8 protein-coding genes are annotated in these 25,234 nt (G+C 72.7%); 5 read left to right on the top strand and 3 right to left on the bottom strand.

Annotated elements, in window-relative coordinates; all coding sequences use genetic code 11:
* Positions 1 to 90 precede the first annotated feature (90 nt).
* The 3 genes from MTQ01_RS06565 to MTQ01_RS06555 all read left to right on the top strand — a co-directional run bounded on the left by MTQ01_RS06565 (position 91) and on the right by MTQ01_RS06555 (position 1,765).
* Positions 91 to 693 carry a MarR family winged helix-turn-helix transcriptional regulator gene (locus MTQ01_RS06565; RefSeq protein WP_247487360.1) on the top strand — a complete coding sequence of 201 codons (603 nt, stop codon included), beginning with the start codon at positions 91 to 93 and terminating at the stop codon, positions 691 to 693.
* Positions 694 to 863: 170 nt separating this feature from the next.
* Complete coding sequence (locus MTQ01_RS06560) at positions 864 to 1,505, top strand: sigma factor-like helix-turn-helix DNA-binding protein (RefSeq protein ID WP_247487358.1); 642 nt, start codon at positions 864 to 866, stop codon at positions 1,503 to 1,505.
* Between the two features lie 11 nt (positions 1,506 to 1,516).
* Positions 1,517 to 1,765: a hypothetical protein gene (locus tag MTQ01_RS06555; protein WP_247487356.1), complete on the top strand. Its 249-nt coding sequence runs from the start codon at positions 1,517 to 1,519 to the stop codon at positions 1,763 to 1,765.
* A gap of 311 nt (positions 1,766 to 2,076) precedes the next feature.
* Here the strand turns inward: MTQ01_RS06555 and MTQ01_RS06550 are convergent, their stop codons facing one another.
* Positions 2,077 to 3,219, bottom strand: coding sequence for a cystathionine gamma-synthase (locus MTQ01_RS06550; RefSeq protein ID WP_247487354.1), 1,143 nt, complete (start codon positions 3,217 to 3,219; stop codon positions 2,077 to 2,079).
* 32 nt (positions 3,220 to 3,251) lie between these two features.
* On the opposite strand from MTQ01_RS06550, the gene MTQ01_RS06545 reads away from it, so the two are divergent.
* Together MTQ01_RS06545 and msrA are read left to right on the top strand one after the other, a co-directional pair.
* Complete coding sequence (locus MTQ01_RS06545; RefSeq protein WP_247487352.1) at positions 3,252 to 4,433, top strand: hypothetical protein; 1,182 nt, start codon at positions 3,252 to 3,254, stop codon at positions 4,431 to 4,433.
* 165 nt (positions 4,434 to 4,598) lie between these two features.
* A complete protein-coding gene (gene msrA / locus MTQ01_RS06540; RefSeq protein ID WP_247487351.1) occupies positions 4,599 to 5,264 on the top strand; it encodes a peptide-methionine (S)-S-oxide reductase MsrA in 666 nt (221 codons plus the stop codon).
* A 70-nt stretch (positions 5,265 to 5,334) separates the two neighbouring features.
* Here the strand turns inward: msrA and MTQ01_RS06535 are convergent, their stop codons facing one another.
* Positions 5,335 to 6,378, bottom strand: coding sequence for a hypothetical protein (locus MTQ01_RS06535; RefSeq protein WP_247487348.1), 1,044 nt, complete (start codon positions 6,376 to 6,378; stop codon positions 5,335 to 5,337).
* Positions 6,375 to 24,815 carry a non-ribosomal peptide synthetase gene (locus MTQ01_RS06530; RefSeq protein WP_247487346.1) on the bottom strand — a complete coding sequence of 6,147 codons (18,441 nt, stop codon included), beginning with the start codon at positions 24,813 to 24,815 and terminating at the stop codon, positions 6,375 to 6,377. Before MTQ01_RS06530 ends, MTQ01_RS06535 begins: the two co-directional genes overlap by 4 nt.
* Between the last annotated feature and the right edge of the window lie 419 nt (positions 24,816 to 25,234).

Here is a 25,234-nt window from a genome sequence, read left to right as displayed (position 1 = left end):
ACGGTACGAGACAGCGACAAGCCGCGTACTCTGTGGCCCACCCTCAATCCGTCCACCTTCCCGTACATCAAAGAAGTGAGCTTCCCGCACATGCCCACTTACCCTGATTTGACGACCACTGACGCCGTCGCTCCACAGGAGCCGAACGGCGTTGCCCCGCAGGAGCAGAGCACCGCGCACAGCTCGGAGCCGGGCGCCGAGGCGGCCGAACACCCGGGCCGCGGCTCCGACTTGCTCGAATCGATACAGCATCAGGTCGCGCTGTTCGCACGTCGGGCCGAGCAGACCCGGCTCGGCGGAGTGGGCCAGGCGCGCAACTCCATGGACCGTGCCGCCTATCTGCTGCTCAACAGGCTGGAGCAGGACGGCCCCACCGGTGTGAAGGCACTCGCCGCCGCCATGGGGATCGACTCCTCCACCGTCACCCGCCAGGTCGCCCCGCTGGTCGACTCCGGTCTCGTCAAGCGCACTTCGCACCCGGCCGACGGTCGCGCCGTCGTGCTGGAGCTCTCGCCGCGCGGCGCCCACCGGCTGTCCGAAGTGCGCGCCTCCCGACGGGACTTGATGGCTCTGCTCACCAAGGAGTGGACCCCCGAGGAGCGTGAGGTGTTCTGCGGTCTGCTGACCCGCTTCAACCGCGGTCTCGCCGAGGTGCACGCGCCCTTCGGTCCTCGCGACGGCTCCGCCTCCTGAGACCCGCACAACCACCGGGCCCGGCGTACGGCCCTCCAGCAGCGCGCCGGGAACCGACCCACACCGGCCCCTCCCGCCGGCCGGCCGCCGCGCGCCCGCGCCGGGCGCCCGCGCCCCCGGGTTGCGGCACGCCCCTTGACCGGGCCCCCGGCACAGCGCCTACTTGATCCATGGGGGACCGGGGAGCCGCCCAGGAGCGCCGCACGGCGGAGTTCGGCACGTTCGTCGCAGGAGCGGCGGGACGGCTGCTGCATCTGGGCGCCCTGCTGACCACCGAGCCGTTCGGCACGGCCCCACCGCACCGGCGCTCGACGGACACGCACCCGCCCGACTCGCACCCCTCGGACTCGGACACCGCGGACTCGGACCGCTCGGACTCGGACACCGCGGACTCGTTCGACTCGCACTCGTCCGACTCGGGAACGGGCCCCGCGTATCGCGCCACTGACCCCGAACTCCTGCCCGCCGCCCGGAAGTTGCTGCTGCACGCGATGGCCCGCACATACGCCGCCTGGGACTCGCTGCGCCAGGAGGACCCGTACGACAGGACCAGACGCGAGCTGGTCGACCGCTTCAGCCACACCGCCCACCGCCACCGGCGCTCGCGCGGCGGCACCCTCGGCCCGCTCGCACCGCACGAACGCGTCGTACTGGTGCTGCGCCTCTTCGAGGACGTTCCGCAGGAGCAGGTCGCGGCGATGCTCGGCCTCTCCGAGGAGCGGGTCGCCGCGGTGCACGAGCGCGCCCTGGAGACGATGCACCCGCTCGCCGTCGCGCGGTTCGGCAGACATCCCGTCCGGGCGCACGGCTGACGGCCGCGACGATGGCCGACCGAAGAGAACGAGGAGTCCGGCAGCTGCTGGACGGACCGCACCCGTACGTGCCCCCGGGCCTCGTCGAGGAGGCGACGGTGCGCGGCGGACGGCTGCTGCGGCGTCGGCGTCTGACGCGTCGACTGGCGCTGGCCGCGGCGCTGTTGGCGGTGGCGCTGTTCACCGTGTGGGCCGTGCACAACCGGCCCTGGCAGCACGAGCCCGCGGCGCCCGCACCCCCGCCCGGCATCGGCTGGTGACGGCCGGGGGACGGACAGAGGCGGTCGGCAGGGGCGTGGGCCGGCAGTGCTCGGCAGGACCGGTCGGCGGGGAACGGTGGTGAACGCCCGGCGACGGGCGGGGTGTTGGCGGAGCCGTTCGCCCGCGGCACTCCCCCGCGCGGTGACCCGGCCGGCGCGCGGAACAGGCGAAACACACGAAAGGGGCCGACTCCCGTCGCACGGACGGCAGTCGGCCCCGGTGCTCCCGGCCCCGGTGCTCCCGGTGCCGGTGCTCCCGGTGCCGGCGTGCGCGGCCGGCGCCGATCGGCTCGGCCGGCCGCGCCACCGGATCAGCCGAGAGCGGTGCGCAGGTCCTCCAGGAGGTCGTCGACGGACTCGATGCCGACCGAGAGCCGCACCAGGTCGCCGGGGACCTCCAGCGCGGAGCCCACGACGGACGCGTGGGTCATCCGGCCCGGGTGCTCGATCAGCGACTCCACGCCGCCCAACGACTCGCCCAGGGTGAAGAGTTCGGTCCGGTTGCAGACCTCGACCGCGGCCTCCTCGCCAGCGGCGAGGCGGAAGGAGACCATGCCGCCGAACGCCTTCATCTGCTTCGCGGCGACCTCGTGCCCCGGGTGGCTCGGCAGGCCCGGGTAGGCGACCGAGGCGACCTTCGGGTGGCCGGCCAGCATCTCCGCCACGCGCTCGGCGTTGGCGCTGTGCCGGTCCATGCGCACGGCGAGGGTCTTGACGCCGCGCATCACCAGCCAGGAGTCGAACGGGCCGGCGATGGCGCCCATCGCGTTCTGGTGGAAGGCGAGTTCCTCGCCGAGCGCGGCGTCGGAGGTCACCAGTGCGCCACCGACGACGTCGGAGTGGCCGCCCATGTACTTGGTCGTCGAGTGGACGACGATGTCGGCGCCCAGCGCCAGCGGCTGCTGGAGGTAGGGGCTGGCGAAGGTGTTGTCCACGACCAGCCGCGCACCGGCCCCGCGGGCGACGGCCGCGACCTGCTCGATGTCGGTGATGCCCAGCAGCGGGTTGCTCGGGGTCTCGACCCACACGACCTTCGTGCGGTCGGTGAGCGCCGCCCGTACCGCGTCGGCGTCGGAGGTGTCGGCCACCGACCACTGCACGCCCCACCGCTCCGCCACCTTGGCGAAGAGCCGGAACGTGCCGCCGTACGCGTCGTTCGGGATGACCACGTGGTCACCGGGCACCAGCAGGGTCCGCAGCAGGCAGTCCTCGGCCGCGAGGCCGGAGGCGAAGGCGAGGCCGCGCCGGCCGCCCTCCAGCGCTGCGAGGTTCTCCTCCAGCGCGCTTCTGGTGGGGTTGGCGGAGCGGCTGTACTCGTAACCGCCGCGCAGCCCTCCCACTCCGTCCTGCTTGTAGGTGGACACCTGGTAGATGGGCGGGACGACGGCTCCGGTGGCGGCGTCCGGCTCCTGCCCCGCGTGGATGGCGAGAGTCTCGAAGTGCTGGTGGCTCATGGGACGAGCCTAATGCGCCGTACGGTGTACACATGGAGTTCCTGCTGACCCTCATCCTCGTCGGGGCCGTCGTCGGCCTCTTCCTCGTCCCGATGATGCGCCGCCGCAGGGCGGTGAAGGACGCCGAACAGGGCATGATCAGGTCGAACGACCGGCACAGCTACGGATTCGTGCCCGCCGACCGGCTGGACGTACGGCTGCCGGGGCCAGACCCCGAGCTGGTCGACGCGCTGGCCGAGGTGCGGCGGACGCAGGACTGGCGGCCCGCGGCCCAGCTGCTCGCGCTCACCTCGGGCAGCGGCGACTGGGAGCTGCGGTGGCAGCGGGTGCAGTCGCTGGCCGGTGCCGCGGCGATGGAGCTGCGCCAGGCGCGCGCGGAGGGCGGCCCGGTGGACGACTCGTCCGCGGCGGGCCTCGAGGGCGTCTCGTTCAGCAAGGAGGCCAGGACCGCGGACGCCCGCTGGCTGCGGCACTGGCGCTCCGAGCAGCCGCAGGACCCCGGCGGCGCGCAGGTGTACGCGCAGTTCCTGGTCTGGCAGGCGCTCGCCGACCCCGGTTCGGCCGACCACCGCATCGTGCTGGAGGAGGCGCGCAACGTCGCCCACGAGGCCGCGGCGCTGAGCGCGGAGGACCCGACGCCCTACATCACCGAGCTGTTCGTCGCCCGCTCGCTGAGCTACCGCAAGGCCGACTTCGAATCGCTGTGGCACCAGGTCACCCGGCGCTCGCGGGACCACATGGGCGCGCACCTGGCCGCGCTGCCGTACTGGTCGGAGAAGTGGCACGGCTCCCGCGAGGAGGCGTACGGCTTCGCGCAGAGCGCCGCCGGTGCCGCGCCGGCCGGCAGCCTGCTGCCCGCGCTGCCGCTCTTCGCGGTCTACGAGCACCTGCCGGACGCGAACCTGGTGCGCAGCATGTACCAGTCCAAGACCATCGAGGACGCCATCGAGGCAGCCGAGTTCGCCGTCGAGAGCGTCGCCGACGATCACCCGGTGCGCCCGCACGTGCTGCATCTGCTGGTCTGCTTCCTGGTGCGCGCCGAGCGGTACCAGGAGGCGATGGAAGCTTTGCGGATTGTCGATGGTTATGTGGGTGCGGTGCCCTGGGTGAACAGCGAGAACCCGACCGGGGAGTACGCCGCCTACCGCGCGCTGGCGGTCGCCGGGTACGAGAGCGAGGGCGGGAACGCCCCCAGCACTCCGCCCGGCCACTGAGCACCCCGGCCACCGCGCCGGCCGATCCACCGCGAGACCGGTGCCGGCGCAAGACCGGTCGGGCACAAGACCGGGCCGGTACGAGACCGGGCCGGTACGAGGCCGGTCGACCGAGCGGCCGGTGCACCGCGCGCAGCCGAACAATCCGCCGACCGGGGAGTCCCGATGTTCTTCAACCCCTTCAAGAACCGCCTGCCGGAGCCGGACGAGGCACTGGCGGGGCGGCCCGAACCCGCCTTCACCGTGCCCGAGCGGCACACCGTGCTCGGCAATCCGCTGCTCGGTCCGTACCCGCAGGGCCTGGAGATCGCCGACTTCGCCATGGGCTGCTTCTGGGGCGCCGAGCGCGTCTTCTGGCAGCGCGAGGGCGTGTGGACCACGCTCGTCGGCTACCAGGGCGGCCACACGCCCCATCCGACGTACGAGGAGGCGTGTTCCGGCCAGACCGGGCACACCGAGGCGGTGCGCGTGGTGTACGACCCGGCCGTCGTGACCCACGCCGAGCTGCTCCGGCTCTTCTGGGAGTCGCACGACCCCACTCAGGGCTTCCGGCAGGGCAACGACCGCGGCACGCAGTACCGTTCGGCGATCCACACCCACTCCCCCGCGCAGCAGGCCGAGGCCGAGGCGTCGCGGGAGGCGTACCGCAAGGTCCTCGCCGCGGCGGGCCACGGCGACATCACCACCGAGATCCTGCCCGCCGCCGACCGCCCCTTCTACCCGGCCGAGGGCTACCACCAGCAGTATCTGGACAAGAACCCCGGCGGGTACTGCGGCATCGGCGGCACGGGCGTCTCCTGCCCGGTGGGCATCGCCCCGGCCGAGGGCTGAGCGCCACGCGCCGACGTCGTGGGGCGGGGCTCGGCCGGTGCCGACCGGGCCCCGCCCCGCGCGAGGCGCGTCAGGAGGCCGGACGTCCGCCGCAGACGTGGGACCGGGGACGGGTGACGGTGGCCATCATGCCGACGGCCAGTACGCAGCGGTCGCCGTCCCAGGTCCGGCCGGAGACGAACACGTCGTCGCCGATCTGCCGATCCACCCGGACCACATGGCGCAGCACGGCGCCCGGGTGGACCTGCCCGAGGAAGCGGCAGTCGCGCACCGACGCCGCCATCCGCACGCCGTCGCTCGGGACGCTGTCCAGCCACAGCAGCGCCGCGGCCTGCCCGAAGGACTCCAGCAGCAGTGAGGGCGGGTAGGCGTACCGGGAGGCGGGCAGCCCGCTCGGCATGCCGCGGTAGCAGGGTTCGGAGCCGGTCACGGCCTTGCTCACCACCGCGCGTCGGCCCGGTTCGAGCTGCTCGACCCGGTCGACGAGCACGATCGGATGTGCGACCGGCAGCACCGCCAACATCTCGGCGTAGTCGGGCAGTCGGACGCCCGCGGAGCCGGGCGCCGGCGGTCCGGAGGGTGCGCGGAGCTCCGACGCCGGATCGGCGCCGGGGAGGGTGGGAAGGCCCGCGGGCGGGCCGTACGGGTCAGCCGGTTCGGTGGAGCCGTCCGCGGAGCCGGTGGGGGCGCTGCCGGTGGTCGCGGTCGCCTTCACCACCGCCACCGGGGTGCCGTCCGCACGGCTCCCCCGGACGCGTACCGCCCAGTGGCCGGGGCCCGCCGGTTCGGCCCCGACGTCCAGGCAGACCTCCTCGCCGTCGAGGACCGGCGAGAGCCAGCGGCCCGTACCGACGCCCAGCAGTCCGACCGGTTCGGGCCCGTCGGCCACCAGGTCCAGCGACTGGCGCAGCGCCTCCAGGAAGAACGTCGCGGGCAGCAGCGTGAGTCCGGGGAAGTGCCCGTCCATGTACGGGTCGCGGCGGTCGACGGTCTTGTAGGCGCGGAACGCCATCGCGGGCGCGGGGCGTTCGACCTCCACCCGGTCGACTGCCCGCAGCGGCGCGGCGAACCGCGCAGCGCCGGAGTGCACGGTGTGCGCGGTGTGTGCGTTCATCGGGCGTCCTCCTCGTCCTCGGCGGGGGCAGCCGCGTCCGCGTCGGCAGCCGGTGCGGAGGGCCCCGGAGCCGGCGCCGTGCTGGTGTCCGGGTCGGGATGCGGGTCCGGGTCCGGGTCCGGGGTGAGGGCGGTGGCCAGTGTGCGGCCGATGTCGGCGAGTGCCGCGGGGCGGGTGACGCCGGGATGGTCGGTGTCCAGCGAGTGGCGGACGATCTCGCCGTCCACGTACGGCTCCCAGAGCGCCGGGTCCAGGACCCGCTCGCCGCCGGTGGCGACGAAAAGCCGCAGCTCCCCGCGGTAGCGGCGCGGTGTGTGGTCCCGCGCCATGGTGCTGTTGTTCGCCATCAGCGCGCACAGGCGCCGGAGTTGGCCGGCGTCCAGGTCGCCGAACATCCCGCCGCGTTCGTCGAGGATATCGGCCACCCGCTCGGCGTCGAGCCGTCCGTCGAGCCCGGTGAGGTCGTAGCCGCCCATGGCGAGCATGGCGCGCAGGAGGCCGTCGTCCACGTCCTCCTGCGCCGCTTCCGGCTCCTGCCCGGTGCGCGGCACGGTGTCCAGCACGGCGAGCAGTTCCACGCGCTCGCCCGCCTCCTGGAGCTGCGCCGCCATCTCGTGCACCACGATTCCGCCGAAGGAGTAGCCCACCAGCCGGTACGGCCCGTGGGGCTGGATCTTGCGCACCTGGTCCAGCCAGTCGGTCGCGGCCTCGGTGACGGTGCGGGGCAGCGGCGTACCGTCCATCCCGCGCGGCTGGAGTCCGTGGACCGGTGTGCCCTCGGGCAGGTGCGGCAGCAGTCCGCGGTAGGCCCGGACGAAGCCGCTCGCCGGGTGGGCGCAGAACACCGGTGCCGCGGTGCCCTCCTCGCGCAGCGCGACCAGTACGTCGAAGCCGTCGTCCGTACCGTCCCGGTGGCCGGCCACCCGGCGGGCGAGGGAGGCCACGTCGGGTGCTTCGAAGAGCGTACGGATGCCCAGACGCACGCCCAGTGTCTCGCGGACCCGGGCGATCAGCGCGGTGGCGAGGAGGGAGTGGCCGCCCAGCTCGAAGAAGCTCTCGTCGGCGGCGACTTCACGGATTCCGAGGGTCTCGGCGAACAGCTCGCACAGCTGCCGTTCCACCTCGTTCGCGGGCGGGGCTCCGACGGGCCGGCGGTCGGCCGGCGCGGGCAGCGCCGCACGGTCGACCTTGCGGTGTGCGGTGAGCGGCAGCTCCTCCAGCACCACGTAGGCGGACGGCACCTGGTAGTCGGGCAGCACGCCGACCAGCGCGTCCCGCAGCACGGTCGGCTCCAGCGAAACACCGCGCTCGGGCACCGCGTAGGCCACCAGACGCTGATCGCCGGGCCGGTCGGAACGCACCGTCGCGACGGCCTGTCGGACCCCCGGCAGGCGCGTCAACTCCGCCTCGATCTCGCCGAGTTCGATGCGGAAGCCGCGAATCTTGACCTGTTCGTCGGCGCGGCCGAGGAAGACCAGCAGGCCCTCGGCGTTCCACCGCGCGAGGTCACCGGTGCGGTACATCCTGGCGCCCGCCCGCCCGAACGGGTCGGCGACGAAGCGTTCGGAGGTCAGCGCCGGCCGGTCCAGATAGCCGCGCGCCAACCCGGCGCCGGAGACGTACAGTTCGCCCGCCACACCCGGCGGAACCGGTCGCAGCCGCCGGTCGAGCACATAGGCCGCGGTGTTGGCCATCGGGCGTCCGATCGGCACCGGGCCGTCGGGCAGCGGAGCGCCCGGCTCGATGCGGTGGTCTGCGCAGTTGACCGTGAGCTCGGTGGGTCCGTAGCAGTTGACCACCCCGACGTCCGGATGAGCGGTCCGCCAGGCGCGCAGCGCCTCCCCCTGCAACGCCTCGCCGCCCAGCAGCAGTTCGGAGCGCGGCGCGTACTCCTCGGGCAGCTCGGCCAGCAGCGGCAGGTGGCTGGGGGTCATCTTGGTCAGCGCGCACGGGTTCTCGCGCAGCGCCGCCAGGGTCTGCGGATCGTCGTCGAGTGTCGCGAGACGCACGGTGCCACCGACCGTCAGCGGCACGTACATACCGGTGACGGTCAGGTCGAAGGAGGCCGTCGTGGTGACCAGGCTCCCCTCGCGCATCCCCGGGTAGCGGTCGGCCGCGAAGGCGAGATAGTCGCTGAGCGCCCGGTGTTCGACGACCACCCCCTTGGGCCTGCCGGTCGATCCGGAGGTGTAGATGACGTACGCCGGGTCCTGCGGCCTCGGCCAGGGCAGCGGGCCGGCGGCGGCGCCGACGGATGCGGCATCGGCCTCGGCGTGCACGGCTTCGCCGGCCGCTCCGGTGCCGGGGTCGAGGACGAGGACGGGCAGCCGCGCGTCCTTCCCGGTCCGGCCGCTTCCGGTGGCGAGGCCGCCGGCGGCCTCCTCGGCCGAGATCAGCAGCGACGCACGGGAGTTGGCGAGGACGAACTCCAGGCGTTCAGCGGGCAGTTCCGGGTCGAGCGGCAGATAGGCGGCGCCGGCGCGCAGTACCGCCAGCAGCGCGACCAGCTGGCCGATCGACTTCGGCAGCGCGACCGCCACCACCTGCTCGGCGCCCGCTCCGCGCAGTCGCAGCACGTGCGCCAGCCGCTCGGTCGCCGCGACCAGCTCGGCATAGGTCAGCTGATCCCGACCGTGCCGGAGGGCGACCGATCCGGGAGTACGGCCGGCCTGTGCGGTCAGCAGTTCGGGAAGCGTCGCCTCCGCGGGCGCCGTCTCCGTGTCGTTCCACTCGCTCAGCAGCTGCCTGCGCGTCGCGGCGTCGAGCAACTCGGGTGCGTGGATGGGCTGTTCGGGTGCCGCGACCAGTTCGGTCAGGAGGCGGGTGAAGGTGTCGGCGAGCCTGCGCACCGTGTCCGCCTCGAACAGGTCCGTGCGGTACCTCAGGCTGCCGCCGAGTCCGGCCGGCTCGCCCTGCGGACCGAAGCGCTCGGTCAGGTGCAGCGACAGATCGAACTTGGCGCCGCCCTCCTCCTGGAGCTGCTCCGAGGAGACGCTCAGGCCCGGGACGGCGAAGTCCGCGGGCTCCTCGTTCTGGAGGGTGAGCATGACCTGGAAGAGGGGGTGTCGGGAGAGCGTGCGGGGCGGATTGAGGACCTCCACCAGACGCTCGAAGGGAACGTCCTGATGCGCGTACGCGTCCAGATCCGTCTGCCGCACCCGGTCCAGGAGTTCCACGAAGCTCGGATCACCCGAGACATCCGTGCGCAGCACCAGCGTGTTCACGAAGAACCCGACCAGACCGTCCAACGCCTCGTCCACCCGACCCGAGATCGGCGTACCGATCGCAAGATCCTCCCCCGCACCCACCCGCGCCAACAACGCAGCAAGACCCGCATGCACAGCCATGAACACACTCGCCCGACGCTCACCGGCCAACACCGCCAACCCACGATGCACCTCCGCCGGCACCACCAACTCCACCGCACCACCACGATGATCAGCCACCGCCGGACGCACCCGATCCACCGGCAACTCCACACCCTCCGGCAACCCCGCCAACACACCACGCCAATACGCCAACTGACCCGCAATCACCGAACCCGCATCAGCCTCATCACCCAACCAACGACGCTGCCACAACGCGAAATCACCGTACTGAACCCGCAACTCACCCCACGACGGCAACTCACCACGACACCGCGCCCCATACGCAACCGAAAGATCACCCACCAACGGAGCAATCGAACCCCCGTCACCCGCAATGTGATGCAACACCACCAACACCACATGCTCATCCGCACCCAACCCGAACAACCGCACCCGCAACGGGGGTTGAGCCGCGAGGTCGAAGCCGCGGGTCAGCTCGGCGGCGAGGACGTCCGTCAGCTCCGCTTCGGAGACCGCGACGGCCCGCTCGAACAGCTCCACCTCGGACGGCGGCACCAGCAACTGCGTCGGCTCACCGTTCACCGCCGGGTAGACCGTGCGCAGCACCTCGTGCCGCTCCACCACATCGACGAACGCCGCACGCAGCGCGTCCACGTCCAGCTCGCCGCGGACCCGCAACACCGCCGGGTTGCGGTAGGGCGAGGAGTCCGGGTCGAGCGCGTTGAGGAACCACAGCCGCCGCTGACCGAACGAAGCCGGCACGACGCCCTCGCGCGGCATCGGCTCCAGCGGTGGCCTGCCGGCCGCCGATCCCTCCACCGCGAGGGCGAACTCGGCGACGGTGGGTGCCTCGAAGACCGCACGCACCGACACCTCCCGCTCCAGCACCGTACGCACCCGGCTCACCAGGCGTGTCGCCAGCAGCGAATGCCCGCCCAGCGCGAAGAAGTTGTCGTCGATGCCGACAGCACCCGGCGCCAGGCCCAGCACCTCCGCGAACACCGCACACAGCGCTTCCTCACGCGCATCACGAGGACCACGACCCTCACCGGAAACCACCACCGGCACCGGCAACGCCCGCCGATCCACCTTCCCGTTCACCGTCAACGGCAGGGCGTCCAGCTCGACCAGGGCGGTCGGCACCATGTAGTCGGGCAGTGCGCCGGCGGCTGCCGCGCGCAGCGCCCGCTCGTCGAACTCCCCGTCCTCCTCGGTGACGCAGTAGGCGACGATCCGCCGATCGCCCGGCACGTCCTCACGCACCACCGCAACCGCCTGCCGCACCCCCGGACACGACCCCAACACCGCCTCGATCTCACCCAGTTCGATGCGGAAACCCCGCACCTTCACCTGATCGTCCACCCGACCCAAAAACACCAAACCACCCTCGGCACCCCACCGCACCACATCACCCGTCCGATACATCCGACCACCCGGCTCACCGAACGGATCAGCCACAAAACGACCCGCCGACACACCCGGCGCACCCACATAACCCCGAGCCAACCCCGCACCACCCACATACAACTCCCCCGCCACCCCACGAGGAACCAACCGCAACCGCGCATCCAGCACATACACCCGACGGTTGTCCATCGGACGACCGATCGGCACCGACAACGGCACCTCGGCATTCGCGCCGTCGAGCACGTGAGACGTCGGCATCACGGTGGTCTCGGTAGGTCCGTAGCCGTTGCGCAGCCGCAGCGCGGGGTTGACCGCCAGCACCCGACGCACCGCGGGCGCGGGCATCGCCTCGCCGCCGACCATCACCTCGCGCACACCGGCGAAGCACTCCGGCACTTCCTCGGCCATCAGCGCGAAGACCGCGGCCGGGAGGGCGAGCGCGGTGACCCGCTCGGACCGAATCGAGCGCGCCAACTCCCGTACGTCCAGGTCGCCGACCGGCGCGATCACCAGCTCGCGGCCGTGCAGCAGCGACACCCACAGCTCGTACATCGAGGGGTCGAAGGAGTGCGCCAGGTGCTGGAGCATCCGTGCGTGCTCCGGACCGTCCCACTCGCCGTCGAAGACGAAGTTCAGCAGTGAGCGGTGCGAGACACCGACGCCCTTGGGCTCACCGGTCGAACCGGAAGTGAAGATCACATACGCCAACTGGTCGGCGTGCACCACCACCTCGGGCGCCGAGTCCGGACCGTCGACCTCCGCCGACGCACCACCGACCCGCACCACAGCCACCCCCTCCGGAGCGGTGAAGGCGTCGTCGTCGGTGAGGACCACCTCGGCGCCGCAGACGGCGAGCATGCGGCCCAGCCGCTCCGCCGGGCTGCGCGGGTCCAGCGGGACATACGTGCCGCCGGCCTTCAGCACCGCCAGCTGCGAAACCACCAGCTCCACCGAACGGCCCTGCACCACCGCGACACGGTCCTCACAACCAACCCCCAACCCCACCAGACGATGCGCAAGACGATTCGCCCGCACCTCCAACTCCCCGTACGACACCCGCACTTCACCCGACAACAACGCCACCGCACCCGAATCCGCCGCCACCCGCTCCGCGAACCGCGACGGAACCGAACCGCCGGACGACAGCCGCCTCGGGCCGCGACCGGCGACCAGCATCGCCGCACGCTCCCGCTCGTCGAGCAACTGCGGTGCGTGGATAGGCTGTTCGGGTGCCGCGACCAGTTCGGTCAGGAGGCGGGTGAAGGTGTCGGCGAGCCTGCGCACCGTGTCCGCCTCGAACAGGTCCGTGCGGTAGTGCAACCGGCCCGTCATACCGTCCGCCGCGCCGTCCGGCCGGAAGCGCTCGGTCAGCTCCACCGAGAGGTCGAACTGCTCCTCCCCTGCGTCGAAGTCCATCGGCTCGACATCGAGCCCGTCCATCCCGACGGTGTCCCGCTCCTCGTTCTGGAGGGTGAGCATGACCTGGAAGAGGGGGTGTCGGGAGAGCGTGCGGGGCGGATTGAGGACCTCCACCAGACGCTCGAAGGGGACGTCCTGATGCGCATAGGCGTCCAGATCCGTCTGCCGCACCCGGTCCAGGAGTTCCACGAAGCTCGGATCACCCGAGACATCCGTGCGCAGCACCAGCGTGTTGACGAAGAACCCGACCAGACCGTCCAACGCCTCGTCCACCCGACCCGAGATCGGCGTACCGATCGCAAGATCCTCCCCCGCACCCACCCGCGCCAACAACGCGGCAAGACCCGCATGCACAGCCATGAACACACTCGCCCGACGCTCACCCGCCAACACCGCCAACCCGCGATGCACCTCCGCCGGCACCACCAACTCCACCGCACCACCACGATGACCAGCCACCGCCGGACGCACCCGATCCACCGGCAACTCCACACCCTCCGGCAACCCCGCCAACACACCACGCCAATACGCCAACTGACCAGCGATCACCGAACCCGCATCAGCCTCATCACCCAACCAACGACGCTGCCACAAAGCGAAATCACCGTACTGAACCCGCAACTCACCCCACGACGGCAACTCACCACGACACCGCGCCCCGTACGCAGCCGAAAGATCACCCACCAACGGAGCAATCGAGCCCCCGTCACCCGCGATGTGATGCAACACCACCAACACCACATGCTCATCCGACCTCAGCCTGAACAACCGCACCCGCAACGGGGGTTCGGTCTCCAGGTCGAAGCCGTGGGCGAACTCCTCCTCCAGCGCGCCGAGCAGCCCGTCCTCGGTGACCTCCACCGGCTGGTCCCAGAGCGCCGTCCGAGACGCCGGAAGCACCTGCTGGTGCGGCTCACCGTTGACCGCCGGGTAGACAGTCCGAAGCACCTCGTGCCGCTCCACCACATCGACGAACGCCGCACGCAGTGCGTCCACGTCCAGCTCCCCGCGGACCCGCAGCACCGCGGGAATCCGGTACGGGGCGGCGTCGGGGTCGAGCGTGTTCAGGAACCACAGCCGCCGCTGACCGAACGAAGCCGGCACGACGCCCTCGCGCGGCATCGGCCGCAGAGCGGGACGTCCGGAGCCGGCCCCGTCGAGCACACCGGCGAACTCGGCGACGGTGGGTGCCTCGAAGACCGCACGCACCGACACCTCCCGCTCCAGCACCGTACGCACCCGACTCACCAACCGCGTCGCCAGCAGCGAATGCCCGCCCAACGCGAAGAAGTTGTCATCGATACCGACAGCACCCGGCGCCAGACCCAACACCTCCGCGAACACCGCACACAGCGCTTCGTCACGCGCATCACGAGGACCACGACCCTCACCGGAAACCACCACCGGAACCGGCAACGCCCGCCGATCCACCTTCCCGTTCACCGTCAACGGCAGGTCATCGAGCAGCACGCAGGCGCTCGGCACCATGTACTCCGGGAGGGTCGACGCCACCTGGCCGCGCAACCCGCTCTCGGTGAGGTCCGACCCCTCCTCGGTGACGCAGTAGGCGACGATCCGCCGATCGCCCGGCACGTCCTCACGCACCACCGCAACCGCCTGCCGCACCCCCGGACACGACCCCAACACCGCCTCGATCTCACCCAGTTCGATGCGGAAACCCCGCACCTTCACCTGATCGTCCACCCGACCCAAAAACACCAAACCACCCTCGGCACCCCACCGCACCACATCACCCGTCCGATACATCCGACCACCCGGCTCACCGAACGGATCAGCCACAAAACGACCCGCCGACACACCCGGCGCACCCACATAACCCCGAGCCAACCCCGCACCACCCACATACAACTCCCCCGCCACCCCACGAGGAACCAACCGCAACCGCGCATCCAACACATACACCCGACGGTTGTCCATCGGACGACCGATCGGCACCGACAACGGCACCTCGTCCGGGCCCCGCATGGTGAACACGGTCGGCATCACGGTGGTCTCGGTGGGCCCGTAGCCGTTGTGCAGCACGAGGGAGGGGTTCGCCGCGAGCAGGCGGCGCGCGGCGGGCGAGGACATCGCCTCACCGCCGGCCATCAGCTCGCGCACACCGGCGAAGCACTCCGGGTCCTCCTCCGCGATCAGTGCGAAGACCGCGGCCGGCAGCATCAGCGCGGTGACCTGCTCCTCGCGGATGGTGCGCGCCAGCCGTGCGAGGTCCAGCTCGCCGGAAGGCGCGATCACCAGCTCGCGGCCGTGCAGGAGCGAGCCCCAGGTCTCCAGTACCGACGGGTCGAAGGAGGGCGCCACGTGCTGGAGCATCCGCGCGTAGTTCGGGCCCTGCCAGAGGGTGTCCCCGACGAAACCGAGCAGTGAGCGGTGCGAGACGCCGACGCCCTTGGGCTCACCGGTCGAACCGGAAGTGAAGATGACATACGCCAACTGGTCGGCGTGCACCTCCACTTCGGGCGCCGAGTCCGGGCCGTCGAACGTCTCCGCGGACCGATCGCCGACCCGCACCACAGCCACCCCGTCCGGAGCGGTGAAGGCGTCGTCGTCGGTGAGCACGGCGACGGCGCCGCTCCTGGAGACGATCGAGGCCAGACGGGCGGCCGGTGTCCTCGGGTCCAGCGGGACGTACGCACCGCCGGCCTTCAGCACCGCCAGCTCGGACACCACCAGCTCCACCGAACGGCCCTGCACCACCGCGACACGGTCCTCACAACCAACCCCCAACCCCACCAGACGATGCGCAAGACGATTTGCCCGCACCTCCAACTCCCCGTAAGAAACCCGCACTTCACCCGACAACAACGCCACCGCACCCGAATCCGCCGCCACCCGCTCCGCGAACCGCGACGGAACCGAACCGGTCGGCAGTTCGCGCACGGGGCCGCGGCCCTCGGCGAGCAGCTCCTGCCGCTCGCTCCCGGAGAGGGTGTCGACGGCCGAGAGCGGTGTCGTGGGGTCGGCGGCGAACCGCGCCAGCAGAGCGGTCAGTTGCTCCGCCATCGCGGCGATCTCCGCCTGCGGGAGCAGTTCGGCCCGGTAGTGGAACCGCACCTCGGGCTCCTCGCCGGGCAGCGCGACGACGGAGACGGGGTAGTGGCCGGTCTCCTCGCTGTCGACCGCGGTGAGTTCCAGCCCGGTGCCGGGCAGCTCCGTGGTCTCGGGATCGAGCGGGTAGTTCTCGAACACCAGCAGGGTGTCGAAGAGTTCGCCGCTGCCGGCCGCCCGCTGGATCTCGGTGAGGCCCAGGTGGTGGTGTTCCAGCAGCTCCGCCTGCTCCGCCTGGAGACGTGTGAGCAGCTCGTGCACCGTGTCCGCGTCGCCGGTCGCGACCCGTACGGGCACGGTGTTGATGAGCAGTCCGACCATGGACTCGATGCCCGGGACCTCGGGCGGGCGGCCGGAGACCGTGGCGCCGAAGAGCACGTCCTGCTGACCGGTGCGGGCGGCGAGCACCAGCGCCCACAGGCCCTGGAGCGCGGTGTTGACGGTGACGCCGCAGGCACGGGCGAGCCCGTTGAGCCCGGGCAGTCGCACGGACAGGCACTCCGGCCGCATCGCCGGTCCGGCCGCATCGCCCGCCGGAAGCGACTCCGGCTCCGTACGCACCTCGGCGTTCGTACGCACCTCCCCGTCCGTACGCACCTCGGCGCCGGAGCGCGGCTCGGCGCCGGAGCGCACCTCGGCGCCGGAGCGCGGCTCGGCCTCCGGAGCCGCCTGGGTGCGGCGGGGGCCGGCCAGGAGGGTGGGACGGTCGATGCCCGCCAGTGCGCGCTGCCAGGCGAGCGCCGCCGCCTCGCGGTCCTGGCGCACCAGCCAGTGCAGATAGTCGTGGTAGCGGGCGGCCGGACGCAGCGCGGCCGGGTCTGCGCCGGCGGCGTAGCAGTCGAAGATCTCGCGCAGCAGCAGCGGCACGGACCAGCCGTCCAGCAGGATGTGGTGGTTGGTCAGCACCAGCCTGTGGTGCTCCTCGCCCAGGCGCAGCAGCATCAGGCGGATGAGCGGCGGCGCCTCCAGAGCGAAGCCGGCGGCACGGTCCTCGCCGAGCAGTCGGCGGCTCTCCGCCTCCGCGTCGGCGCTCCCGGTCAGATCGACGACGCGGAAGGGCAGTTCGGCGCGGGCGGGAACGTACTGGACCGGGCGCGGCAGCCCTCGGTCGGTGAAGCCGGAACGCAGGTTGGGGTAGCGGTCGAAGACCGTGCGCGCGGCGTCGGCCAGCAGCTCGGCGTCGAGCGCGCCGCCCAGGTCGAGGACCACCTGCGGTGTGTAGGGGTCGTTGCCGCGCTCGTGGAAGGCCGCGTGGAAGAAGAAGGACTCGGCCAGCGGTGCCGTCGGAAGCACGTCGGCGAGGTCGGGGACCTCGTCCAGCAGGGCCGCCAACTCCGCGCTCCGCAGCGGCATCAGCGGGAAGTCGTCGGGGGTGGGGCGGATCGCCGCACCGGCGCGGGCGGCGTCGTTCAGGACCTCCAGCGCCTCTTGCCACAGCCGCGTCAGCCGGGTGACCTCCTGCTCGGAGAGCAGCTCGACGGGGCGGCTGAAGGTGGCGGTGAGCGCGGGGCCACCGGCGCCGTCGAGTGTGACGGCGTTGATCGCCAGGGTGTGCCGCACCGGAGCGTCGGCGCCGGCGCCGGCGCCGAGTTCGCCCTGTTCGGGTGCGAGCGCGAAGTGGTCGGCGATCTCGTCCGAACTGCCAAGCCGGCCCAGGTAGTTGAAGGCGATCTGCGGGACGGCCAGCCCTTCGAACTCGACCGCGGTCTCGGGGTTGAGGTAGCGCAGCTGGCCGTATCCCAGCGCGTCGGGCAGTGACCTCAGCTGCTCCCTGACCAGGGCGACCGCGGCGGCGGCCTGGTCGGCGGCGCCGTCGGACCACACCGCGTCGAGGTCGACGCCGGCGAGGTCCAGCCGGGCCGGGTGCATCACGGTGAACCACCCGACGGTGCGGGTCACGTCCAGGGTGTCGAGCTGGTCCCGGCCGTGCCCCTCCAGATCGACCAGCAGCGCGCTGTGGTCCTCGCCGCGCTCGGCGCGCAGTCGGGCGGTCGCCAACGCCAGTGCGGCCAGCAGCAGTTCGTGGGTGCGCACCCGGAACGCCGCGGGCGCCGTGGTGAGCAGCGCCTCGGTGAGCGGTACGGGCAGCGTGAGTTCGGTGTCCACCAGCCGAACGGCGGTGTCGGTGGCGGGGTCGACCGGGCGCTCGGCGAGCGGTGCGTCGGGCGCGTCCAGGACGGCCAGCCAGTCGTCCAGCCGGTCGAGGAGTTCGGGGTCGTGCGCGGTGTCGGCGACGGTCTGTGCCCAGGCCCGGTAGGAGGTCGGGGGCCCTTCGAGCGCGGGCGGCTCGCCGGCGTCCAGGCTCCGCGCGTCGGCGGCGAGGTCGGCGGCGAGGATGCGCCAGGAGACGCCGTCCACGACCAGGTGGTGCAGTACGAGCAGCAGCCGGCCCGGCCGGTCCGGACCCGCGTCGAACCAGACCGCGCGCACCATCTGCCCCTCGGACGGGGCGAGTTGGGCATGGCTGCGGTCGTGTTCGGCGCGGAGCACGGCGGCCAGCGCGTCGCCGTCCAGCCCGGCGGTGTCCACCCGGCGCAGGCACTCCTCGGCGGTCACGGTTCCGTGCGGGTCGATCACCGCCCGCCAGGTGCGGCGGTGCAGCAGCCGCATCCGCAGGGCGTCGTGCCGCTCCAGCATGGCCGCGACGAGTTCCCGCGCCCGCTCCTCGGTCAGCCCTGCGGGGGTGGTGAGCAGTACGGACTGGGCGAAGTCGTCCACCGGGCGGCCGGTTTCGCGCAGCCAGTGCATGATCGGCGTGAGCCGCACCGGGCCCGTACCGGCGAGCTGCGCCGGGAGCCGGACGGAGGAGGCGTCTACCGGAGCCGCCTCGCCGGTGCTGTCGGTGCCGTCGGGGGCCTGCGCGCCCTCGGCGCCGTCCACCCGCCGTGCCACCTCGGCCAGGGCCGCGACGGTGAGGTGGGTGAAGACCTCCTTGGGGGTGAACTCCAGCCCGGCCGCGCGGGCGCGCGTGACCAGCTGGATCGACATGATGCTGTCGCCGCCGAGCGTGAAGAAGCTGTCGTGGACGCCGACTTCGGGCGCCCCGAGCACCGCCGCGAAGAGCTCGCAGAGCGTCGCCTCGGCCTCCGAACGCGGCACGGTACGGGTGGTGTGCGCGCCGAACACCGGCTCCGGCAGTGCGGACCGGTCGACCTTCATCCCGTTGGAGTTGGTGGGCAGCCGGTCCAGGACCATCAGCGCGGCGGGCACCATGTACTCGGGCAGCAACCCGGCCGCGTACGCGGTCAGGGCCTCGCTGTCCACGCTGCCGGCCCTGGCCACCACGACGTATCCCACCAGCCGCTTGGTGCCGGCCTCGTTCTCGTGCACCACGACGACGCACTGGCGCACCTCGGGGTGGCCGCCGAGCACCGTCTCGATCTCGCCGAGCTCCACCCGGAAGCCGCGGATCTTGACCTGGTTGTCGGTGCGGCCGAGGTACTCCAGCTCGCCGTGGGCGGTCCACCGCACCAGGTCGCCGGTGCGGTACATCCGGCTGCCGTGCGCGTCGAACGGGTCGGCGACGAATCGCCCGACGGTCAGGGCGGGTTGGTGGAGATAGCCGCGGGCGATCCCGTCGCCGGCGAGGTACATCTCGCCGGGGACGCCGGGCGCGACCGGGCGCAGCGCGCGGTCCAGCACGTAGACGCGGGTGTTCCACAGCGGGGCGCCGATGGTGAGCGGCTCGCCGGGCCGCAGCGCGTGCGTCGCGGTGGCGGCCACCGTGTACTCGGTGGGGCCGTAGGCGTTGAGCATCCGACGGCCGGGGGCGAACCGGGGCACCAGCTCGTTCGGGCAGACGTCTCCGCCGACGGCCAGGGTGCGCAGCTCGGGCAGGCGCACCTCGGGCAGCGTCGCCACCGCGGCGGGCGGGATCAGCGCGTGGGTCACCCGGTTCTCCGCGAGCACCGCGGCCAGGGTCTCACCGACCAGCGGGCCCTCGGAGGTGAGGACGAGCGCCGAGCCGCTGCCGAACGCGAGGCAGAGTTCGAGTATCGAGACGTCGAAGCTGGGCGAGGAGAACTGGAGCACCCGGCTGCCGGGCGTCGCCTCGAAGCGGTCGACCAGGAAGGCGGTGAGTCCCGCGATGCCCTGGTGGGTGACGGCCACGCCCTTGGGGACGCCGGTGGAGCCGGAGGTGTAGATGACGTACGCGGTGTTGGCCGGCAGCAGCGGTCCGCGGCGCTGGGCGTCGGTGAGGTCGGCGTCGGCCGCGGCCGTCCCCGGTCCGCCGGTCGGTGCGCCGCCGGTCTCCGCCTCGGCGTCCTCGATGAGCAGCACCGGGCAGTAGACCTCGGGCAGCGATCCGACGGTGGCGGCGGACGCCACGACCATGGTGGGCCGGGCGTCGCCGAGGATGTGCGCGATCCGTTCGGTCGGGTAGACCGGATCGACGGGTACGAACACCGCGCCGGCCTTGGTGATGGCCAGTTCGGTGACCACCAGGTCGACCGAGCGCGGCAGCACCACCGCGATCAGGTGCTCCGGCCCGGACCCGCGGGAGACCAGCAGACGGGCCATCCGGTTGGCGCGGGCGCCCAGTTCGGCGTAGCTCAGCTGCCCCCGGTCGGTGAGCAGCGCGGGCGCGTCCGGGTGCGCCGCCGCGGTCTCCTCGAAGACCTGCGCGAGCGTACGGGGCGGTACGGGTCGGCCGGTGGCGTTCCACTCGACCAGCAGGCGGTGGCGTTCGGCCGGGTCGAGGACGTCGATCTCCCCGGTGGGGCGGTCCGGTTCGGCGACGGCCGCGGCGAGCACCCGTACCAGCCGGTCGACCAGGAGGGCGACCGTTTCGGGCTCGAACAGATCGGTGCGGTAGTCGAGTTGGCCGCTGATGCCCGCGGGGGTGCCGTCGGCCTCGTGGCGCTCGCCGATCTGGAGCACCAGGTCCGCCTTGGTGAACTCCGGGGCGACCGGCAGCGGCCGGACCTGCGCTCCGGCCAGCTGCGGCGGTGCGGGTTCGTCCTGCATTACCAGCATGACCTGGAAGAGCGGGTTGTGCGAGGTGGAGCGCTCGGGGCGGAGCCGCTCCACGAGCCGTTCGAAGGGGAGGTCCTGGTGTGCGTAGGCGGCGAGGTCGACCTCGCGCACCCGGCCGAGGAGTTCGGCGAAGGTGGGGTCGCCCGAGGTGTCGGTGCGCAGCACCACGGTGTTGACGAAGTAGCCGACGAGGGCTTCGAGTTGCTGGTCGCCGCGGCCCGCGACGACGCTGCCGATCGGGATGTCCTCGCCGGCGCCGAGCCGGGTGAGGAGCGTGGCCAGCGCGGACTGGAGCACCATGAACGCCGTGGCGTTGCGCCGGCGCGCCAGCGCGAGCACCGCGCGGTGCAGCGCGGGGTCGATGGTGACGGGCACGGTGGCGCCCCGGCTGCTGAGCCGGGGCGGGCGCACCCGGTCGGCGGGGAGCGCGATCTCCTCGGGCAGCCCGGCCAGCGCCTCCTTCCAGTACGCGTACTGGCGGGCGGTGAGGCTCGCCGGGTCGTCCTCGTCACCGAGGACCGCGCGCTGCCAGTGGCAGTAGTCGCCGTAGTCGACGGGCTGCGGACCGAAGGAGGGCGCGCGGCCCGCCAGCCGCGCCGCGTACGCCAGCCGCAGGTCCTCGCCCAGCGGGTGCAGCGACTGGCCGTCCCCCGCGATGTGGTGCATCAGCACCAGCAGGACGTGCTCCTCGCCCACCTCGAACAGCGTGGTGCGCAGAGGGAGTTCGGCGGACAGGTCGAAGCAGTGCCGCGTCTCGGCGCGCAGCGCCCCGGCAAGCGCCGCCTCGGTGGCGTGCACCACCGACATCTCCGGCCGGGCGTCCGGCGCGGCGAGGACGATCTGCCGCGGGTTGCCGGCCTCGTCCTCCCGGTAGAGGGTGCGCAGCGGGCGGTGCCGGGCCACCACGTCGTGCAGGGCGTCCCGCAGCGCGCTCTGGTGCAGTTCGCCGGCGATGCGCAGGGCGAAGCCCATGTTGTACGTCGGCGACGGGCCCTCCAGCCGGTGGAGCACCCACTGCTGCCGCTGGCCCGCCGAGAGCGGCGCCGGGTCGTCGCCGCGCACGGGCACGAGCGGCGGGCGCACCTCGGCGGACCCGGTCCGCTCCAGCAGCCGCAGCGGTGTCGCGGCCTCGAAGACGTCCCGCACGTCGAGGTCGACGCCGAGCACCGCCCGTACCCGGCCGACGAGCCGGGTGGCGAGCAGCGAGTGGCCGCCCAGGGCGAAGAAGTCGTCGTCCACGCTGACGCGTTCGACGCCCAGCACCTCGGCGAAGAGTCCGCACAGCAGCTCCTCGTCTGCGGTGGCCGCCGCGCGCCCGCCGCGGCCCGCCCCGTAGTCGGGGGCGGGCAGCGCGCGCCGGTCGAGCTTGCCGTTGACAGTGACCGGCAACCGGTCGAGCACCACGAACGCCGAGGGCACCATGTACCCGGGCAGCGCGCCGGCCAACCGCTCGCGCAGGCCCGGCAGGTCCGGCTCGGCGCCCGTCTCGGGCACCAGGTACGCGACGATCCGCACGTCCGACCGCCCGCCGCTCGCCGCGAGGTCGTCCCGGGTCACCACGGCCGCCCGGCCGACTCCCGGCGCGGCGGCCAACTGCGCCTGGATCTCGCCGAGTTCGATGCGGAAGCCGCGGACCTTGACCTGGTCGTCGGAGCGTCCGAGAAACTCCAGCTTGCCCTCGTGGTTCCAGCGCGCGAGGTCGCCGGTGCGGTACATCCGGGAGCCCGGCGGGCCCCACGGGCTCGCCGTGAACCGCTCGGCGCTCAGCCCCGGCCGGCCCAGGTAGCCGTCGGCCAACTGGGTGCCGAGCAGCCAGAGTTCACCCGTCACACCGAACGGCGCGGGGCGCAGCGCGGGGTCCAGCACCAGTGCGCGGGTGTTCCAGACCGGGGTGCCGATGGGCACGCCGGCCTCCGGCTCCTCCTCGGTGCACCGGTGCGCGGTGACATCGACGGTGGCCTCGGTGGGGCCGTAGAGGTTGTGCAGCTCGGCGTCGCAGGAGGCGAGGAACCGGCGGGCGGTGGCGCCGCTCAGCGCCTCGCCGCTGGAGAAGACCCGCCGCAGCCCCGCGTACAGCGCGGGGTCCGCCTCGGCGAGGAACGCCTGGAGCATCGAGGGCACGAAGTGCGCGGTGGTGATCCGCGCGGACTCGATCAGCCGAGCCAGCGCGACCGGGTCGGTGTGCGCACCGGGCTCGGCGAGGACCAGCGTGCCGCCGGCGAGCAGCGGCAGGAAGAACTCCCAGACGGAGACGTCGAATCCGGCCGGGGTCTTCTGGAGCACCCGGTCCGAGCGGGTGATCCCGTACGTCTCGCGCATCCACAGCAGGCGGTTGACGATCGCGCGGTGGGAGACGGCCACGCCCTTGGGGCGCCCGGTGGAGCCGGAGGTGTAGATGACGTACGCGGTGTCCAGCCCGCTCGGCGCGGCGGCGCGCACGACCGGCACCCGGCCGCGGCGGTCGGTGAACTCCGCGACGGCGTCGACCGCGATGCGCGGGGTCTCGGGGGTCGGGGGGAGCGTCGCGTCGAGTCCCGCGGTGGTCAGCAGCACCGAGGGGCGGCAGTCGCCGAGCATGAACTCGATGCGGTCGGCCGGGAGTTCGGGGTCGATCGGCACATAGGCGGCACCCGCCCGGTGGGTCGCGTACAGCGCGGTGACCAGTTCCGGGGAACGCGGCAGCGCCACCGCCACCCGGTCGCCGCGACCGATGCCGCGCGCCAGCAGCAGATGTGTCCAGCGGGCGACCTGCTTGTTGAACTCGGCGTAGCTCAGGGACTGTTCGCCGAAGACCACGGCCTCGGCGTGCGGACGCACCTGCACCTGACGCTCGAAGAGCGCGGGCAGCGTGGTGTCCGGCACGTCCCGTTCCGTGTCGTTCAACTCCCCGAGCAGCGAACGGAGTTCGTCCGCGGTCGCGGTGTCGATGCCGGCCACCGGCAGGTCCGGGCCGGCCTCCACCAGCACGTCCACGATCGCGTCCAGCCGAGTGCGCAGCAGGGCGAACTCCCGCTCGTCGAAGACGCCGGCGTGCACGTCGTAGACGAGGTCGAGCCCGCCGTCGTCCGGCCTGCGGTCCAGGCCGAGGGAGAGGTCGTCGGTCGGCACGGTGGAGGCGTTGCGGCTGATCCCCGGATGCCCGGCGAAATCCAGTACGGTCCGGCCGAGCGCGAGGTTGATCTGCGGGCCGTAGAGCCGCCGGCTGCCTCCCAGCAGTCCGAGGTCGTGCCGCAGGTCCTCCTGGCGGTAGCGCTGGTGCCGGACGGTCGCGCGCAGTTCGGTGGAGACCGCGCGCACCAGTTCGCCCACCGTCGCCGAGGCACCGGGAGCCAGGCGCAGCGGCAGCACGTTGGAGGTCATTCCGGGGACCTTGTCGCAGACTCCGCCCCTGGCCGCGACCGGCAGTCCGAGCACGACCTGCCGCTCCCCGCGCCTGCGGTCGAGGTAGAGCGCCAGCGCGGCCACCACCAACACCGGCCAGGCGACACCCAGTTCGGCACCGGCGGCACGTACGGCCTCGACCCGTTCGGGCGACCAGGAGACCACCGCGCGGCGCTGCTCGCGCGGCACGTGCGGGGTGTCGGTGCCGAGCGTCACCGGTTCCGGCAGATCCGCGAGCCGCTCGGTCCAGTACGCCCGGTCCTTGCTGTGGCGTTCGCCGGCGCGGTAGTCGGACTCGGCGTCGGCGAGGGTGCGCACCAGCGGGAACTGGGCCCGGGGCACCATCCGGCCGGCGCACAGCGCGCTGTAGACCTCCGCGCAGCGCTGCTGCACCAGGAACTCGCCGACTCCGTCCAGCAGCAGGTGGTGGTACTGCTGGAACCAGACGTACGAGTCGTCCGCCAGCTTCAGCAGGGCGAAGTCGAACGCGGCCGGGCTGCCCACGTCCAGCGGGATCTCCAGCCGTTCGCGCTGCCACTCCTCCGCGGCGTGCAGCGGGTCCTCCGCGTCGGAGAGGTCCACGACGGTGAGCGGCGGCTCCACCGCGCGCTCGTCGACCACCAGCACCGGCTCGTTGTTCGCGCCCGACGCGACCACCCGGCCGCGCAGCACCTCGGCGTCGGTGACGGTTCTGGCGAGCGCCTGACGGAACGCCGCGAGGTCCACCGGTCCGGAGATCAGGGTGCGCTCGGCGACCCGGTAGCGCGGATTGTCCGGGTCGATGAGCTGCGCGAACCACAGGCCGCGCTGCCCGGCGGTCAGCGGTACTTCGATGGTCGCGGTGGCGTCCGGCATCGGGAGTTCTCCAGGATGGTCGGCTGCCGGCGGAGCCCTCGGTGCGGGCACCCGGCGTTCGGTGGGTTCGTGGCCCTCGGCGTCGAGCGGGCGGTGTCCGCCGTCGGCGGGAGTGGAGTCGTCGGTCGGCGGGTGTCGGGGGGCCGGTCGGCCGGTGTCGGTCGGCCGGTTCAGTCGGCGGGTGTCGGTCGGCCGGTGTCGGTCGGCCGGTTCAGTCGGCCGGTGTCGGTCGGCGGGTGTCGGTCGGCGGGTGTCGGTCGGGATCGGGGGCCGGCGGGGTGCCGGACGCGGCTCTCGGGCGCCGGGCGCGGCCTGTTCGGCAGCGACGCGGTGGCCGCCCGTTCGTCGAGCGGTGCGGGCGGGTGGTGCGGGCGGGTGGTGCGGGCAGTGCGCTCTGCGGAGCCGCTCGCGCGGGCCCG

Origin of the sequence: Streptomyces sp. XM4193 (genome assembly GCF_023072595.1) — a bacterium.
GTDB lineage: Bacteria > Actinomycetota > Actinomycetes > Streptomycetales > Streptomycetaceae > Streptomyces.
Note: the sequence above shows the minus strand (reverse complement) of the source record. Positions and strands in the feature narration are given on the sequence as shown.

Bases quoted from the DNA above. Each gene is read 5' to 3' on its own strand.
- MTQ01_RS06545 (WP_247487352.1), top strand. From the start codon at position 3,252: ATGGAGTTCCTGCTGACCCTCATCCTCGTCGGGGCCGTCGTCGGCCTC.
- MTQ01_RS06550 (WP_247487354.1), bottom strand. From the start codon at position 3,219: ATGAGCCACCAGCACTTCGAGACTCTCGCCATCCACGCGGGGCAGGAG.
- MTQ01_RS06560 (WP_247487358.1), top strand. From the start codon at position 864: ATGGGGGACCGGGGAGCCGCCCAGGAGCGCCGCACGGCGGAGTTCGGC.
- MTQ01_RS06530 (WP_247487346.1), bottom strand. From the start codon at position 24,815: ATGCCGGACGCCACCGCGACCATCGAAGTACCGCTGACCGCCGGGCAG.
- MTQ01_RS06535 (WP_247487348.1), bottom strand. From the start codon at position 6,378: ATGAACGCACACACCGCGCACACCGTGCACTCCGGCGCTGCGCGGTTC.
- MTQ01_RS06555 (WP_247487356.1), top strand. From the start codon at position 1,517: ATGGCCGACCGAAGAGAACGAGGAGTCCGGCAGCTGCTGGACGGACCG.
- msrA (WP_247487351.1), top strand. From the start codon at position 4,599: ATGTTCTTCAACCCCTTCAAGAACCGCCTGCCGGAGCCGGACGAGGCA.
- MTQ01_RS06565 (WP_247487360.1), top strand. From the start codon at position 91: ATGCCCACTTACCCTGATTTGACGACCACTGACGCCGTCGCTCCACAG.